The sequence below is a fragment of the Bacillus sp. COPE52 genome, assembly GCF_003355115.1.
Taxonomy (GTDB): domain Bacteria; phylum Bacillota; class Bacilli; order Bacillales; family Bacillaceae_G; genus Bacillus_A; species Bacillus_A toyonensis.
Genome location: NZ_CP031292.1, coordinates 364,629 through 380,618 on the forward strand (window position 1 = coordinate 364,629; position 15,990 = coordinate 380,618).

A 15,990-nucleotide genomic window follows, 5' to 3' on the forward strand; every position below is an offset into this window, starting at 1 on the left:
ATAGCTATTAAATATTTTTCAAAAAGAAGGATTTCATTTTACCTTCTTTTTATGCATTCTTTCATTATAACAAAAAAAGCTACTGACACACACGCCCATTCCAACATCTTTTTCAACGTCAAATGTTGGATTACATATCCCCAAAATCACACGGAATACTAATAAGAGAAGTAGTATTTACTATTTCAATTTTCATAAAAAGGAGTGTTTTTCTAATGAAGCAAAACATCGGGACAATAAACGCTCTAATTCGAATTACACTTGGTCTTGTCCTCTTCGGATGTAGTGCAACTAAACTTGTACGCAATCCGTGGTGCACTTGGTCTAACATTTTTCTATGGATTGGTGCAATGAAAGTTGCAGAGGGAATTGTTCGCTTCTGCCCTATTGTTGAAGCATGGAAATTTGGAAAATACATGAATATGGGCGCATTTAAAATGCCTGGCATGAATTTTACTGAAAAAGGACATGCTAAAGAAGAAGTGAATCAAACTTCCGCTCATGACAAGCCAAAGTCAAAGGGAAGTTATGATGCTTCTGACAAAGAGATTGAGTCAGCGATTGAAGAAATAATCCTGGCAAAACCGCTTTGAATCATTTGTCACGATGCAAGATGCTCTCAAAGGGACTTAGCTGCTGCAGTGGGCGGTTAAGTCCTCTTTATTTTACCACAAAACAGAACGTACATTCCTTTTCATCCCTAACACGTACATAAAAAATACCAAATAAAAAAATTCAGAAGATTAGGTATGAATCCCTTGCTTAAAATGATATAAAAATGATATCATTTTTATATCAGGAGGCGATCATATGAAAGAAAAACAAGTATTTTATGTAAATGGATTTCTGGGTGTTATTGGAATTTTAGTTTTAGCCGCTATCGGTGTATTTTGCCTTGTACAAGAAATGTTTGTAATAGCTATTTTAGCTCTTATATTAGCATCTGTTTTGGCTACAGGCATCGGTATCGTTCAACCGAATCAAGCGAAAGTTATTACGTTCTTCGGTAATTATTTAGGAACAATTCGTCAAAACGGTTTATTTTTAACAATTCCATTTGCATTCCGTCAAACTGTATCTTTACGTGTTGAAAACTTTAATAGTAAGAAATTAAAAGTAAATGATGTCGAAGGAAATCCAATTGAAATTGCAGCTGTTATCGTATATAAGGTGGTTGATTCTGCAAAAGCAATGTTTGGTGTTGAGCATTACGATCGATTCGTAGAAATCCAAAGTGAAACAGCAATCCGCCACGTGGCAACAAAATATCCTTATGATAATTTCCAGGATGAAACTTGTATTACGTTACGTGGAAATACTGAGGAAATTTCAGAAGAGCTAAAACGCGAATTAGAAGCGCGTCTTGAAATTGCTGGTGTAGAAGTATTAGAAACTCGTTTAACGCATTTAGCTTACGCAACAGAAATTGCCCATGCAATGCTACAACGTCAACAAGCAAAAGCAGTGTTAGCTGCTAGAAAAGAGATTGTTGAAGGTGCTGTGAAAATGGCCAAAGATTCAATCCATATGTTGGATGAAGAAGGCGTGCTGGAACTCGATGACGAGCGTAAAGCAAATATGGTAAACAACTTATTGGTTGCCATCGTTTCAGATAAAGGTGCGCAACCAGTTATTAATACAGGAAGCCTATACTAATAGGTTGTAAATAATTATGGCTAAAAAGAAAAGCTTTCCATTACGTATTGATCCTGAATTACACGCAGTCATCGAAAAATGGGCGAATGATGAGTTTCGTAGCGTCAATGCACACATCGAGTATTTACTTCGAGAAATGGCAAAGCAAAAAGGAAAATTGAAGAAAGATAAAGATGCATAAAAATCCCGCTGAGAAATCAGCGGGATTTTTTATACATTAGCTTCTCGTCATCTCATGCCCAATTGCACGATATCCTATATCACTTCGATAAAACAGACCATCACTTTCAATTTTACCGATTTCTTTATATACTTTATCTTTTGCTTCTTGTAAACTATTCGCCTTGCAAGCAACAAATAATACACGACCACCATTTGTTACAAAATCACCGTGTTTCATTACTGTCCCCGCATGGAAAACAATCACATCTTGCAATGCATCTAATCCGTTAATAACTTCACCTTTTTTATACGCTTCTGGATATCCTTTAGAAGCAAGTACAACACCGATAACAGCATCTTCTGACCATTGTAAAGTTAGTTCACTTTCATCTAACACAGCGTTGCATACATCAACTAAATCATTCTCTAAGCGAGGTAATACAACTTCCGTTTCAGGATCACCAAAGCGAGCATTAAATTCAATTACCTTTGGACCATCATTTGTTAAAATAAGCCCTGCATATAAAATACCTGTAAACGAACGATTTTCTTGGATCATCGCTTTAGCAGTTGGATGTAATACTGTTTCAATCGCCTCTTGAACTGCTGATTCTGGAATTTGTGGTACTGGAGAATATGCGCCCATTCCACCTGTATTAGGACCCTTATCGCCATCAAAAGCTCGTTTATGGTCTTGAGCAATTACCATCGGATGTACAGTTGTTCCATTTACAAATGCCATCAATGAAAATTCTTGTCCATCTAAAAACTCTTCAATAACGACCTTCTTACTTGCCACGCCGAATTTCACATCTTGTAGCATTTCTTTCACAGCTTGTAATGCCTCTTCAAGCGTCATTGCTACCGTTACACCTTTACCAGCAGCTAATCCATCAGCTTTAATAACAATTGGCGCACCAACTTTTTGAATGTACTTTACTGCTTCATCATAGTCTGTAAAAGTTTCGTATGCAGCAGTTGGTATATTATACTTTTTCATCAACTCTTTCGTAAAAGCTTTACTGCCTTCAATAACAGCAGCCGCTTTATTCGGACCAAATACGCGAAGTCCTTCTTCTTTAAAACGATCAACAATTCCATTCATAAGCGGAATTTCTGGCCCAACGAAAGTTAATTCAACATTATTCTCTTTGGCAAATAAAACTAATGCATCAAAATCATTTTCATCAATATCAACTGGTGTTGCAACATCTCGCATACCTTCATTACCTGGTGCTACATACACCTTCTCCACCTTTTCAGATTGTGCAAACTTCCAAGCTAAAGCATGCTCACGCCCACCGCGGCCAATTACTAAAACATTCATATTTCATCCCCCAATAATTAAATAGGTACAAACTAGAAGCTATGCTCCTAGTTTGCTTTTTCATATCAATAGAAGTTTAAAAGGGAGGATCGAGAGAACCGAGCAGGTCGAGGCGCATTTTCCAAGAGGATACGGAGTATAGTTTTCCTACATGAGTACCGCACTGGCATTGCAACGACGACATGCGAAGATTATCTCGACCGGACCTTTTAGACATCCTCTATTAGTGTTTGAAATGACGTACGCCAGTGAACACCATCGTAATCCCATACTTATCTGCCACTTTAATAGAATCCTCATCACGAATTGATCCACCTGGTTGGATAATTGCTGTAATACCAGCTTTTGCTGCTTCTTCTACTGTATCTGGCATTGGGAAGAAAGCATCAGATGCAAGTGCGCTACCTTGTGCTTTTTCGCCAGCTTGTGTAATTGCAATTTTTGCAGAGCCTACACGGTTCATCTGTCCCGCGCCTACACCAACCGTCATGTTATCATTCGCTAAAACAATTGCATTTGATTTCACATGTTTTACAACTTTCCAAGCTAGTTTTAAATCTTTCCACTCTTGCTCTGATGGTTCACGTTTCGTTGGAATTGAAATTGTGTTCTCATCTAATGATAACGTATCTTCCTCTTGAACAAGAAGACCACCTTGTACAGAAGTTAGTTTTTTGCTTGCACTTGTCGCTTTTTCAATATTTACAGTTAGTAAGCGTAAGTTCTTCTTGCTTTGCAACACTTCTAAAGCTTCTTGCGAGAACGAAGGAGCGATAACAATTTCTAAGAAAATTTCGTGTAACTTTTCTGCTGTAGCTTTATCAATTTCACGATTTGCTGCAATAATACCGCCGAAGATTGATACTGGATCCGCTTCATAAGCACGAGTATATGCCTCGTGAATATCAGTTCCTACTCCAACGCCACATGGATTCATATGTTTTACTGCTACTACTGCTGGTTCTGTAAATTCTTTTACGATGCTAAGCGCTGCGTCTGCATCATTAATATTGTTATAAGATAATTCCTTACCATGTAATTGTTCTGCATATGCAACAGAAGAAGTTGCAGCAAATGGTGCTTTATAGAAAGTAGCCCTTTGATGTGGGTTCTCTCCATAACGTAAGTCTTGCTTTTTCTCAAACGTCACAGTTAACGTTTCTGGACTTTCTTCACCCATTTGTTCTGTTAAGTAGTTAGAAATTAACGCATCATATGCCGCTGTATGACGGAATACTTTCGCTGCTAATTTACGTTTCGTCTCTTCTTTTACTTCGCCGTTCTCTTTCAGTTCTGCTAATACAACATCATAATCTACTGGATCTACGATTACCGATACAAATTTATGATTTTTCGCAGCAGAGCGAATCATTGTTGGGCCACCGATATCAATATTTTCAATTGCATCAGCAAATGTTACATCAGGCTTAGCGATTGTTTCTTTAAATGGGTATAAGTTAACAACAACAAAGTCAATTGGTTGAATGCCTAATTCATTCATTTGCGCTACATGTGTTTCATTATCACGAACTGCTAATAGACCACCATGAATATTTGGATGTAATGTTTTTACACGGCCATCCATAATTTCTGGGAAACCAGTTACTTCAGAAATACCGATTACTTGTAAACCATTTTCTTCTAGTAATTTTTTCGTACCACCTGTTGAAATAACTTCAATCCCTTGTTCTAGTAAACCTTTAACAAATTCTACTACTCCTGTTTTATCTGAAACACTTACTAATGCACGCTTTTTCATTTATCCTTCACCCCTGGTTGTATGTTAGTTAACAGTTGGTTCTTTCACAGACTGAACAATTTGATTCACTGTATTTACGTATAATTTATGTTCAACTTGTTGAATTTTCTTTTGTAAGCTTTCTCTCGTATCACCTTCAGAAACAACTACTGCTTCTTGCGCAATAATTGGACCTGTATCCATACCTGCATCTACATAATGAATTGTTACTCCAGTTACTTTCACACCTGCTTCTAACGCTTGACCGACAGCATCTTTCCCTGGGAAACTCGGTAGTAGTGATGGATGAATGTTAATAATCTTCCCGCCATATGCTTCTAGTAAAGTTGGCCCAATTAAACGCATATATCCAGCTAAAATAACATAATCAATTTCATACTCTTCTAGCTTCTTTAATATTTCTTTTTCAAATGCTTCTTTTGACTCATATGCTTTCGCTGAAAAAGCGAAACATGGGATATGATGATAATGTGCCCGTCCAATAACGCGTGCTTCTGGTTTATCACATACTAATAAACTAATATCTGCATCCAATCTCTTTTCTTCTACCGCATTAACGAGAGATTGAAAGTTAGATCCGCTTCCAGAAGCAAAAACTGCTAATCTACTCATAGTGCTGTGCCCCCATTGAAGGTAACGCCATCCCCTTGTACAGTACGACCAATAATACGAGCTGTTTCTCCTTGCTCTTCAAGAAGACGAACAATATCTTTTGCATCTTCTTCCCTTACCGCTACTACCATACCAATACCCATGTTAAAAATATTGAACATTTCTTTCTCTTCTAGTTTCCCAACTTCTTGAAGCAAATTGAAAATCGGCTGAATTTCCCAAGATCCAAGTTCAATCTCAGCACCAATTCCTTCTGGCAACATACGTGGAATATTTTCAATGAATCCACCACCTGTAATATGAGCCATACCGTATACTTCATGTTTTTTCAATAGTTCTAAAATAGGTTTGACATAAATTTTCGTTGGTTTTAATAACTCCTCACCAAGAGGTAGTTCTAAGCGTCCATAAATACGATCTAAAGATAGTTCTCCATCTTCTAGTAACACTTTTCGTACTAAAGAGTAACCATTACTATGAATACCGCTAGATGCTAAGCCAATTAATACGTGACCAGCTTCAATCTTTTCACCTGTTACAATTTTCTTTTTATCAACAATCCCAACTGTAAAACCAGCTAAATCGTATTCTTCCGTAGAATACATTCCTGGCATTTCAGCTGTTTCCCCACCAATTAATGCACAACCAGCTTGGCGACAGCCCTCTGATATACCTTTGACGATGTTTTCAATTTTACTAGGTTCAGCTTTACCACAAGCAATATAATCAAGGAAGAAAAGCGGCTCTGCCCCTTGGACAACAATATCATTTACACACATCGCTACTGCATCAATACCAATTGTGTCATGTTTATCTGCCATAAAAGCGAGCATCAATTTTGTTCCCACGCCATCTGTTCCAGATACTAATACAGGTTCTTCTAATGCAAATTTTGATAGATCAAACATACCTCCAAAACCGCCTAAACCGCCTAGTACTTCTTTTCTCATTGTTGTTTGTACGTGTTTTTTCATGCGAGATACCGCTTCATATCCAGCTTCAATATCTACTCCTGCTTGCTTATATGCATTCGCCATCGTTATTTACACCTCGTCTTTTAATTTCTCCCCATCCAGGGCGGCCGTTTTTAAGAAAGAAGCTAGCTTCTACATCAAAAGAAGTAGAAGCTTTTTTCACTTTCTTATTTCATACTTTCTAAAAGCTCTTGCTCATAATCATAAAGAGCTGTTGGATAGTCTCCATTGAAGTAAGCCATACATAGGCCGCCATATTTCCCTTCATATGGACGTCCAATTGCATCTACTAATCCATCTTCACTTAAAAATGTTAAAGAATCCGCTCCGATCATTTCACGGATTTCTTCTACTGTATTATTTGCTGCAATTAATTCTTTTCTCGTTTGAATATCAATACCATAGAAACATGGATATTTTAGAGGCGGTGAAGCAATTCTTACATGAACCTCTGTCGCTCCAGCTTCACGAAGCATACGAACAATTCGTTTGCTTGTCGTTCCTCTTACGATAGAGTCGTCAATCATAACAACTCGTTTCCCCTCAACTACACCTCTTACTGCGGAAAGCTTCATCTTTACCCCTTGCTCTCGCAATTCTTGAGAAGGTTGAATAAACGTACGTCCAACGTAACGATTTTTAATTAATCCTAACTCATATGGAATACCTGTCGCCTCAGCATAACCGATCGCAGCTGAAATACTAGAATCTGGTACACCAGTAACAACATCAGCTTCAATAGGAGCTTCTGCCGCTAAACGTTTCCCCATGTTTTTACGTGCTGCGTGGACATTAATACCAGCGATATTAGAATCCGGACGCGCAAAGTAAATGTACTCCATACTACAAATTGCATGATCTACTTCATTTGTAAAACGATCTACGTGAATTCCTTCATCATTGATGATAAGTAATTCACCCGGTTCTACATCACGAATGTATGTTGCACCTACTACATCGAAAGCACATGTTTCTGATGCTACAACGTAAGCATCACCCATCTTTCCAATTGAAAGAGGACGGAACCCATTCGGATCTAGCGCAACAATCATTTCATTCCCAGTTAGTAAAAGATATGCAAACGCACCTTTCACTTTATTTAGTGCCTCTTTTACACTTTCAATTAAAGAATCTTTCGTACTACGCTTAATAAGATGTAAAAGTACTTCTGTATCTGAACTCGTTTGAAAAATACTTCCCTCTGCCTCTAATTCGCGGCGAAGCATTTTTGCATTAATTAAATTTCCGTTATGAGCTAATGCCATACTATGATCAGAAAAACGGAATAATAATGGTTGAACGTTAGCTACTTCACTTCCACCAGCCGTCGCGTATCGTACGTGTCCGATTGCTGATTTTCCGTCCAATCCTTCTAGCTCACCTCTTGAAAACACTTCCGATATTAAACCTAATCCCTTGTGACCGACGATTTTTTCCCCATTATTTACAACAATGCCTGCGCCCTCTTGCCCACGGTGCTGCAAACTGTGCAATCCGTAGTACGAAACTTGTGCCGCATTTTCATGCCCCCAAATTCCAAAGACGCCACATTCTTCATTTAACCCCTTTATTTCAGCAAGCATGGGATTGCCCCTTTCCAAGCCTGTCTCATTTCATCTACATTTGCTGTAAGTAATACTTCATTTTCTTCATTATGAATTGTTACCTCATTTGTATCTGTCACTGCTCCAACTTGAATTGCTTCGACGACTTTCTCGAACGCTTCTTTGTTTTCACGTTTTACAGTTAGAACGAAGCGAGATTGTGATTCCGCAAATAATACCGCCGTTGCTTCACCGTCTAATTTCACAGTAGCACCTAAACCGTTAGCACCAATTGCACTTTCAGAAATTGCAACTGCTAAACCACCTTCAGCAACATCATGTGCCGATTGAACAAGGCCAGCTTGAATTGCTTCTAATACTTGTTTTTGGCGTTTTAATTCTACATCTAGATCGATACTTGGTGATTGGCCGAAAATTTTGCCGTGGACTATTTTCTGTAATTCACTTCCACCAAATTCAGCTTTCGTCTCTCCAATTACGTACACTAAATCGCCAGCTTGCTTAAATTCTTGTGTTGTTACATGTTTTAAATCATGGACAAGACCAACCATCCCAACAGTCGGTGTTGGATATACCGCTTCACCACTACGCTCGTTATACATCGATACGTTTCCGCCAATAACTGGCGTTTGTAATGTGCGACAAGCTTCACTCATACCATCTACCGATTTCTCAATTTGCCAGAAGATTTCCGGTTTTTCTGGGTTACCAAAGTTTAAGCAATCTGTAATTGCAAGTGGCTCTCCACCAGAACATACGATATTACGCGCTGCCTCTGCTACTGCAATTTTACCGCCCGTTTCTGGATCTAAGTAAATATAGCGAGAGTTACAATCTGTCGTCATTGCTAATCCTTTTTCTGTACCGCGTACACGTACAACCGCTGCATCTGAACCTGGTGTAACAACTGTGCTTGTGCGTACTTGATAATCATATTGATCATATACCCACTCTTTACTTGCAATTGTCGGTTGTTGTAGTAAAGCGAATAACGTTTCTTTATAATCTTCTACTTGCGGTGTTTCCACTTTCATCTGCTGGAACTCAGCAAAGTATGCTGCTTCTTTTGATGGTTTATGATAAATTGGCGCTTCTTCTGCAAGAGCATCTGCTGGTACTTCAGCTACCATTTCACCTTTATGGAATAAGCGAAGCATTTTGTCTTCCGTTACTTTCCCCATCGTAACTGCTGCAAGACCATACTTCTCAAATAAATCTACTATTTCTTGCTCTCTACCTTTTTTGATAACAATTAACATACGCTCTTGTGATTCAGATAGCATCATTTCATATGGTGTCATTCCCGTTTCACGCTGTGGTACATCATCTAAGTACATTTCAATACCCATACCTGCTTTACTTGCCATTTCTGCAGAAGATGAAGTTAAACCAGCAGCTCCCATATCTTGAATTCCAACAAGTGCATCAGACTGAATAAGTTCTAAACATGCTTCGATAAGAAGTTTCTCCATAAATGGATCTCCTACTTGAACTGCCGGACGTTTCGCTTCTGAGCTTTCAGATAGTTCTTCAGATGCGAATGTTGCACCGTGAATACCGTCACGACCAGTTGATGCTCCTACGTACATTACTGTATTGCCAGCACCGTGTGCTTGCCCTTTTTTAATATCCTCGTGGTTAATTAAACCTACGCACATTGCATTTACAAGTGGATTTCCTTCGTAACATGGATCGAATTGTACTTCGCCACCAACAGTAGGAATACCGATGCAGTTACCGTATCCTGCGATTCCTGCTACTACTTCTTCGAATAAATATTTCACACGTGGTGATTGTAGTTCACCGAAGCGAAGTGAGTTTAATAGAGCTACTGGACGTGCTCCCATAGAGAATACGTCACGGATAATACCACCAACGCCTGTTGCTGCTCCTTGATATGGTTCAATAGCAGAAGGATGGTTATGGCTTTCCATTTTAAATACAACCGCTTGATTATCACCGATATCTACAATTCCAGCGCCTTCTCCAGGGCCTTGCAGGACACGCTCACCTGTTGTTGGGAACTTGCGAAGAACTGGTTTTGAATTTTTATAACTACAATGTTCAGACCACATTACAGAGAATAAACCTGTTTCTGTATAATTCGGCAAACGGCCTAGAATCTTTTCAACCATGGCAAACTCTTCGTCTGTTAGCCCCATTTCCGCATATATACGCTCTTCTTTAATTTGTGTTGGATTTGGTTCAAGCATTAACGACATATGTTTCCCTCCACTGTTTTAAGATAGATTGAAAGACTTTTAACCCTTCAGCACCACCAAGCAATTCATCTACAGCACGCTCTGGGTGTGGCATCATACCAAGTACATTTCCCTTTTCATTTACAATACCAGCAATATCTGAAACGCTACCGTTCGGATTTTCTACATAACGGAATGCGATTTGATTATTCTTTTCTAATTGTTTAAGAGTTACTTCATCACAATAGTAATTCCCTTCACCATGTGCAATTGGAATATTGATTACTTCATCTTTTTCATATTGTGATGTAAACATCGTTTCGTTATTTTCAACACGTAACTGAACAGTGCGACACATAAATTTTAAGTTTTCGTTTCTTATTAGTGCTCCTGGTAGTAATCCTGATTCAACAAGAATCTGGAATCCATTACACACTCCTAAAATTGGTTTTCCTTGCTCAGCAGCTTTTTGCACTGCTTTCATTGCGTTAGCAAAGCGAGAAATAGCACCACAACGTAAATAGTCACCGTAAGAGAATCCACCAGGTAGTAAAATTGCATCATATTCATCTAAATTCTCTCTATCGTGCCAAACGTAATCTACTTCTTCACCAAGCTCATCTTTAATTGCATGGAACATATCGACATCACAGTTCGAACCCGGAAATACTATTACGGCAAATTTCACTGTGCGACAACCTCCTCAACTTCATAACGGAAGTCTTCCATTACAACGTTTGCTAATAATTTTTCACACATTTCCTTTACCTTTGCGTCAAGGTCAGATACAGATTTATCAATTGTTAGTTCCATGTACTTTCCGATTCGAACATCCTGTACTTCTGTAAATGAAAGACTATGAAGTGCCCCTTTTACTGCTGTTCCTTGTGGATCTAATACGCTTTCTCTTAACGTTACATATACCTTAACTTTATACATGTGAAATTCCCCCTAAACGTTTTAAAATCTCTTCATAAGCTTCTGTTAAATTTCCAAGATCGCGACGGAATACGTCTTTATCAAACTTTTCATTGCTCGTTTCATCCCATAAACGGCAAGTATCTGGTGAGATCTCATCCGCTAATATGATTTCTCCTTCTTCCGTTACACCAAACTCTAATTTAAAATCTACTAATCTTACACGACAGCTTGCGAAATGCTCAATCAATACTTGATTGATTTGTAGAGCCATATCTCGTAATACGCTTACTTGCTCTGGTGACGCAACATTTAATACACGAATATGATCTTCCGTTACAAGCGGATCTCCTAAATCATCATCTTTGAAGTAAAATTCTACGATTGGTTCTGCAAGTACAGTTCCCTCTTCCATTCCTAATCGCTTTGAAAGGCTTCCTGCAATTACATTTCTTGTGACAACTTCTAAAGGAATAATACTCACTTTTTTTACAAGTTGCTCTGTTTCAGATAACTTCTCAACAAAATGTGTTTTTATTCCTACTTCTTGTAACTTTCTGAACAATAAAGTTGTAATCTCATTGTTCAAACGACCTTTTCCTGTAATCGTCTCTTTTTTCTCCCCATTGAAAGCAGTCGCACTATCTTTGTACTCTACCCAAACCATATCTGCTGATTCTGTACGATAAATTCTTTTTGCCTTACCTTCATACAGCAATTCTAGCTTTTGCATTTCGCAAGCCCCCTGTAGTTTGAAAAATGTGAATAATATTTTTATAAAGAATGGCACAGAATGACTCTATTCTGTGCCATATAAAATTTTACGCTTCGTTTAATCCTAGGCGTTCAAAGATTGTATCAACATGTTGCATATGATGCTCATAGTTGAAGCATTCGTTAATTTCCTCTTGCGTTAATTTGCTCGTAATACGCTCATCAGCTTCTACAAGCTCTTTAAATTGTACTTGTGTTTCCCAAGCTTCCATCGCTTTAGGCTGTACGATATCATAAGCTTCTTCACGTACCATACCTTTGTCGATTAGTGTAAGCATTACGCGCTGAGAGTAAATTAAGCCGTATGTTCTTGTCATATTGCGTTTCATATTCTCCGGGTATACAGTTAAGTTTTTAACGATATTACCAAAGCGATTTAACATGTAATTTAATGCGATTGTAGCATCTGGTAGAATTACGCGTTCTGCTGAAGAGTGAGAAATGTCGCGCTCATGCCATAATGGAACATTCTCGTAAGCCGTCATCATATAACCGCGGATAACACGAGCTAAACCAGTCATATTTTCAGATCCAATTGGATTACGTTTATGTGGCATTGCAGAAGAACCTTTTTGACCTTTTGCGAAAGCCTCTTCAACTTCACGTGTTTCACTCTTTTGTAAACCACGAATCTCAACTGCCATCTTTTCAATAGATGTTGCGATTAGCGCAAGTGTTGACATGTAATGTGCATGACGATCACGTTGCAATGTTTGTGTTGAAATTGGTGCCGCTTCTAATCCTAAGTTTTCACAAACAAATTTTTCTACGAATGGATCAATGTTCGCGTATGTACCAACTGCACCAGATAATTTACCAACGCGAACTGTATCCGCAGCTTGTTTGAAACGCTCTACGTTACGTTTCATTTCTTCATACCAAAGACCAAGTTTTAAACCAAATGTCGTTGGCTCTGCATGAACACCGTGCGTTCTTCCCATCATAATCGTGTATTTATGCTCTTTCGCTTTGTTAGCTAAAATGCTAACGAAGTTTTCTAAGTCTTTTAACAAGATTTCATTTGCTTGTTTTAAGATGTAAGATAAAGCTGTATCTACTACGTCTGTAGATGTTAAACCGTAATGAACCCATTTGCGTTCTTCACCTAATGTTGGTGTTTCTGATACAGCACGAGTGAAAGCAACTACGTCATGACGTGTTTCTTTTTCAATTTCATAAATACGATCAATATCAAATGATGCATGCTCACGAATTTTTTTAACATCTTCTTTTGGAATATCGCCAAGCTCAGCCCATGCTTCACAAGCTAAAATCTCAACTTCTAACCATGCTTTAAATTTATTCTCTTCCGTCCAAATAGCACCCATTTCAGGGCGTGTATAACGATTAATCATCTTTTTCCCTCCAACAGTTGTTCTTGATGGTCCCAAATATGCAAACTCTTCGCTTTTTCTAGAGCGACTTCAATATTATCATTTAAAATATTAACATGCCCCATTTTTCGCTGCGCTTTTGCTTCTTCTTTTCCATACAAGTGTAAATAGCACCCGGTTAATCTATTCACTTGTCCTAGGACCCCTTCTATATGTTCGCCTAAAATGTTTACCATGACAACTGGTTTTAACAAATTTGTTTCTCCAAGAGGTAAATTACAGATTGCTCGAATATGTTGACCAAATTGACTCGTTTCACATGCATCCTGTGTATAGTGTCCTGAATTGTGAGGTCTTGGTGCTAATTCATTAATGTAAATCTCACCATTAGCTGTAGCAAACATCTCTACCGCTAGTGTTCCCACAAGTTCTAATTCATCCGCAAGTACCTTTGCGTAAGCAATTGCTTTTTGAGAAAGTTCTTCTGTAATGCGAGCTGGAACGATAGATTCATGTAAAATGTTATTCACATGAATATTTTCCGCTACTGGAAACACTTTCGTTTCACCACTTACACTACGAATGACAATAGCTGATACTTCTTTTTCAAAAGGCACCCATTTTTCTAGAATGCATTCTGCTTCATTCGCAAGATTTCGTGCCTTCTCAACATCAGCTTCACTTCTTAAAACAACTTGCCCTTTCCCATCATATCCACCTGTCGTTGTTTTTAAGACGGAAGGATATGATAACTCAGCAATCGCTTTAGTAAGCTGCTCTTGATTTTGAACTAATCTATACGTCGCTACCGGTAACCCGGCTTTTTCAATTGCATTCTTTTCTGTAAAACGATTTTGCGTTTTATTTAACAACTGACTACCTTGTGGTAAGTAAGCATGTTTTTCAAGCCATTGTAAACATCTATAATCAATATTCTCAAATTCATATGTGACAACATCACTTATCTCTGCTAAATGCTGAATTGCTTTTAAATCGTCATATGGTGCAACAATTTCAACATCAGCAACTTGTGCACATGGTGAATGCTTTGTAGGATCTAAAACAGCAATTTTATATCCCATCTCCTTAGCTGCCAATGCCATCATTCTTCCAAGCTGGCCGCCTCCAATAATGCCGATTGTTTTTCCAGGTAAAATGATTCTCGTCATACTAGCTCACTACCTTCACGCACATCTTTTTCAATTGCTTCTCGTCTCAATTCCAATGCATCATGTATATCATCATGGAATGATCCAAGTATTTGTGCAGCAAGTAATCCAGCATTTGTTGAACCAGCTTTACCAATTGCAACAGTTGCAACTGGAACCCCTCCTGGCATTTGGACGATGGATAATAATGAATCTAATCCGTTTAACGCTTTTGATTGAACTGGAACGCCAATTACAGGAAGATTTGTCTTCGCTGCAACCATTCCTGGTAAATGCGCTGCTCCACCAGCTCCAGCAATAATAACTTTCAATCCACGTTCACGAGCCGTCTCTGCATATTCAAACATATAATCCGGAGTCCGATGAGCGGATACAACTTTTTTCTCATACGGTATATTTAATTCATCTAAAATGTCACAAGCAAATTTCATTGTTTCCCAGTCTGACGTACTTCCCATTATGACTCCAACTAGTGATTTCATATTAGAATCCCCCCGATTCAAATAAAAAAAGCCTGAAATAGAACAGTTTCTCTTTTACTATGAGAGAAAGCGCTCTACTCAGGCATACGTATCCCTTGTGAATAGAAAAATACCGAGTGACTTTCCCTCATAGTCTAACGAATAACGGTCGTTAGGTAGAGACTTGCAGGCCATATCCCCGCGATTATATGAGGTCTTATATATTATTGTTTCTATGGCTATATTAACAATATTTTATAAACAATGTCAATAAATAATCGAATGTTTTTTTACTAGTTACCAATAACGTTCGTGTTTTAGTTATATTCAAAAGAAGAATTGCAACTATATGCAAGAAGGAAAGGGAATTAGAATATATATTTCTAGAGATCTATTTTACGTACAATTGTTTATATGGTACTTCAGTACATTTTAATAAAAGTATATAAACTCTTATTTTCTATACATCAATAGAACTTATATTATAGCGATTTAATTTTTAGGGGGAGAATAACCGTGAAAAAAAATAACTATGCTATTATCTTATTTATTTTTCTCTATCGCAGTAATTGCTATAATGATTGAATACTTATTTATATCATCCCATTTTTTCTACTCTCATTTTTTAAAATATATACTTATAATAGAAATAATGTTTCCTGTTCTTAAGTATTATTTTAGGGCAGTCGGAAAATCAGGAACACAAAAAATCATTGCCATTATTTTAAACAGTCTCTATTTCATTCTTTTTTCATTTTTGGCGTTATTAAATTTATGGATTATGACATTTGGTAAATAAAAACAAACACAAAAAAGACGAGTCATTCTGACTCGTCTTAAGCTTGCTTGGCGACGTCCTACTCTCACAGGGACAAGGTCCCAACTACCATCGGCGCTAGAGAGCTTAACTTCCGTGTTCGGTATGGGAACGGGTGTGACCTCTCTGCCATCATCACCAAACTATGAAGGCATATTCCTTCAAAACTAGATAACATTTGCTACATATTATATGGTTAAGTCCTCGATCTATTAGTATTCGTCAGCTCCACATGTCACCATGCTTCCACCTCGAACCTAT

At 38.0% G+C, this 15,990-nt stretch carries 16 protein-coding genes, 1 rRNA gene and 1 riboswitch; of the genes, 4 read left to right on the forward strand and 13 right to left on the reverse strand.

Features of this window, described 5'->3' with window-relative positions; genetic code table 11:
• The first annotated feature begins 215 nt into the window (after nt 1-215).
• From DPQ31_RS01945 to DPQ31_RS01955, 3 genes are all read left to right on the forward strand, one after another.
• On the forward strand, nt 216-593 hold the full coding sequence (locus tag DPQ31_RS01945; RefSeq protein WP_000812355.1) for a YgaP family membrane protein: 378 nt from the start codon (nt 216-218) through the stop codon (nt 591-593).
• Between the two features lie 217 nt (nt 594-810).
• Complete coding sequence (locus tag DPQ31_RS01950) at nt 811-1,656, forward strand: SPFH domain-containing protein (protein ID WP_000660692.1); 846 nt, start codon at nt 811-813, stop codon at nt 1,654-1,656.
• 16 nt (nt 1,657-1,672) lie between these two features.
• Entirely contained in the window at nt 1,673-1,837 is a 165-nt protein-coding gene (locus DPQ31_RS01955) for a type II toxin-antitoxin system antitoxin (protein ID WP_001085171.1), read from the forward strand.
• 36 nt (nt 1,838-1,873) lie between these two features.
• Here DPQ31_RS01955 and purD read toward each other — a convergent pair whose 3' ends face one another.
• From purD to purE, 12 genes are all read right to left on the reverse strand, one after another.
• The gene (gene purD, locus DPQ31_RS01960) at nt 1,874-3,145 is read right to left on the reverse strand and encodes a phosphoribosylamine--glycine ligase (RefSeq protein ID WP_016107413.1); all 1,272 of its coding nucleotides are present in this window, start codon (nt 3,143-3,145) and stop codon (nt 1,874-1,876) included.
• Nucleotides 3,146-3,368: 223 nt separating this feature from the next.
• Nucleotides 3,369-4,904 carry a bifunctional phosphoribosylaminoimidazolecarboxamide formyltransferase/IMP cyclohydrolase gene (purH, locus tag DPQ31_RS01965; protein ID WP_097959767.1) on the reverse strand — a complete coding sequence of 512 codons (1,536 nt, stop codon included), beginning with the start codon at nt 4,902-4,904 and terminating at the stop codon, nt 3,369-3,371.
• Between the two features lie 24 nt (nt 4,905-4,928).
• Entirely contained in the window at nt 4,929-5,516 is a 588-nt protein-coding gene (purN, locus tag DPQ31_RS01970) for a phosphoribosylglycinamide formyltransferase (RefSeq protein ID WP_000088570.1), read from the reverse strand.
• Complete coding sequence (gene purM / locus DPQ31_RS01975) at nt 5,513-6,553, reverse strand: phosphoribosylformylglycinamidine cyclo-ligase (protein WP_001262428.1); 1,041 nt, start codon at nt 6,551-6,553, stop codon at nt 5,513-5,515. Before purM ends, purN begins: the two co-directional genes overlap by 4 nt.
• Before the next feature lie 104 nt (nt 6,554-6,657).
• Entirely contained in the window at nt 6,658-8,073 is a 1,416-nt protein-coding gene (gene purF / locus DPQ31_RS01980; RefSeq protein ID WP_097959768.1) for an amidophosphoribosyltransferase, read from the reverse strand.
• Nucleotides 8,058-10,277: a phosphoribosylformylglycinamidine synthase II gene (gene purL, locus DPQ31_RS01985; protein WP_208731496.1), complete on the reverse strand. Its 2,220-nt coding sequence runs from the start codon at nt 10,275-10,277 to the stop codon at nt 8,058-8,060. Before purL ends, purF begins: the two co-directional genes overlap by 16 nt.
• On the reverse strand, nt 10,261-10,944 hold the full coding sequence (gene purQ / locus DPQ31_RS01990) for a phosphoribosylformylglycinamidine synthase subunit PurQ (RefSeq protein WP_000666770.1): 684 nt from the start codon (nt 10,942-10,944) through the stop codon (nt 10,261-10,263). The genes purL and purQ overlap by 17 nt, the downstream gene beginning before the upstream one ends.
• The gene (gene purS, locus DPQ31_RS01995; RefSeq protein ID WP_000278820.1) at nt 10,941-11,195 is read right to left on the reverse strand and encodes a phosphoribosylformylglycinamidine synthase subunit PurS; all 255 of its coding nucleotides are present in this window, start codon (nt 11,193-11,195) and stop codon (nt 10,941-10,943) included. Before purS ends, purQ begins: the two co-directional genes overlap by 4 nt.
• A complete protein-coding gene (purC, locus tag DPQ31_RS02000) occupies nt 11,188-11,907 on the reverse strand; it encodes a phosphoribosylaminoimidazolesuccinocarboxamide synthase (protein ID WP_001170546.1) in 720 nt (239 codons plus the stop codon). The genes purS and purC overlap by 8 nt, the downstream gene beginning before the upstream one ends.
• Nucleotides 11,908-11,995: 88 nt before the next feature.
• Nucleotides 11,996-13,303, reverse strand: a complete 1,308-nt coding sequence (gene purB, locus DPQ31_RS02005) for an adenylosuccinate lyase (protein ID WP_000610752.1) — start codon at nt 13,301-13,303, stop codon at nt 11,996-11,998.
• On the reverse strand, nt 13,300-14,451 hold the full coding sequence (gene purK / locus DPQ31_RS02010; protein WP_000196786.1) for a 5-(carboxyamino)imidazole ribonucleotide synthase: 1,152 nt from the start codon (nt 14,449-14,451) through the stop codon (nt 13,300-13,302). Before purK ends, purB begins: the two co-directional genes overlap by 4 nt.
• On the reverse strand, nt 14,448-14,933 hold the full coding sequence (gene purE / locus DPQ31_RS02015; RefSeq protein ID WP_000839361.1) for a 5-(carboxyamino)imidazole ribonucleotide mutase: 486 nt from the start codon (nt 14,931-14,933) through the stop codon (nt 14,448-14,450). The genes purK and purE overlap by 4 nt, the downstream gene beginning before the upstream one ends.
• A gap of 110 nt (nt 14,934-15,043) precedes the next feature.
• Nucleotides 15,044-15,145, reverse strand: a riboswitch (purine riboswitch).
• Between the two features lie 299 nt (nt 15,146-15,444).
• Here purE and DPQ31_RS29165 point away from each other — a divergent pair.
• Nucleotides 15,445-15,711 (forward strand): hypothetical protein, encoded by a 267-nt coding sequence (locus tag DPQ31_RS29165; protein ID WP_000927497.1) that lies wholly within the window; start codon nt 15,445-15,447, stop codon nt 15,709-15,711.
• A 45-nt stretch (nt 15,712-15,756) separates the two neighbouring features.
• Here the strand turns inward: DPQ31_RS29165 and rrf are convergent.
• Nucleotides 15,757-15,872 (reverse strand): 5S ribosomal RNA (gene rrf / locus DPQ31_RS02020).
• Nucleotides 15,873-15,990: the final 118 nt, after the last annotated feature.

Excerpts from the sequence above, each read along its gene's own strand:
- DPQ31_RS01945 (WP_000812355.1), top strand. The coding sequence starts at position 216 with ATGAAGCAAAACATCGGGACAATAAACGCTCTAATTCGAATTACACTT.
- DPQ31_RS01950 (WP_000660692.1), top strand. The coding sequence starts at position 811 with ATGAAAGAAAAACAAGTATTTTATGTAAATGGATTTCTGGGTGTTATT.
- DPQ31_RS01955 (WP_001085171.1), top strand. The coding sequence starts at position 1,673 with ATGGCTAAAAAGAAAAGCTTTCCATTACGTATTGATCCTGAATTACAC.
- purD (WP_016107413.1), bottom strand. The coding sequence starts at position 3,145 with ATGAATGTTTTAGTAATTGGCCGCGGTGGGCGTGAGCATGCTTTAGCT.
- purH (WP_097959767.1), bottom strand. The coding sequence starts at position 4,904 with ATGAAAAAGCGTGCATTAGTAAGTGTTTCAGATAAAACAGGAGTAGTA.
- purN (WP_000088570.1), bottom strand. The coding sequence starts at position 5,516 with ATGAGTAGATTAGCAGTTTTTGCTTCTGGAAGCGGATCTAACTTTCAA.
- purM (WP_001262428.1), bottom strand. The coding sequence starts at position 6,553 with ATGGCGAATGCATATAAGCAAGCAGGAGTAGATATTGAAGCTGGATAT.
- purF (WP_097959768.1), bottom strand. The coding sequence starts at position 8,073 with ATGCTTGCTGAAATAAAGGGGTTAAATGAAGAATGTGGCGTCTTTGGA.
- purL (WP_208731496.1), bottom strand. The coding sequence starts at position 10,277 with ATGTCGTTAATGCTTGAACCAAATCCAACACAAATTAAAGAAGAGCGT.
- purS (WP_000278820.1), bottom strand. The coding sequence starts at position 11,195 with ATGTATAAAGTTAAGGTATATGTAACGTTAAGAGAAAGCGTATTAGAT.
- purC (WP_001170546.1), bottom strand. The coding sequence starts at position 11,907 with ATGCAAAAGCTAGAATTGCTGTATGAAGGTAAGGCAAAAAGAATTTAT.
- purB (WP_000610752.1), bottom strand. The coding sequence starts at position 13,303 with ATGATTAATCGTTATACACGCCCTGAAATGGGTGCTATTTGGACGGAA.
- purK (WP_000196786.1), bottom strand. The coding sequence starts at position 14,451 with ATGACGAGAATCATTTTACCTGGAAAAACAATCGGCATTATTGGAGGC.
- purE (WP_000839361.1), bottom strand. The coding sequence starts at position 14,933 with ATGAAATCACTAGTTGGAGTCATAATGGGAAGTACGTCAGACTGGGAA.
- DPQ31_RS29165 (WP_000927497.1), top strand. The coding sequence starts at position 15,445 with ATGCTATTATCTTATTTATTTTTCTCTATCGCAGTAATTGCTATAATG.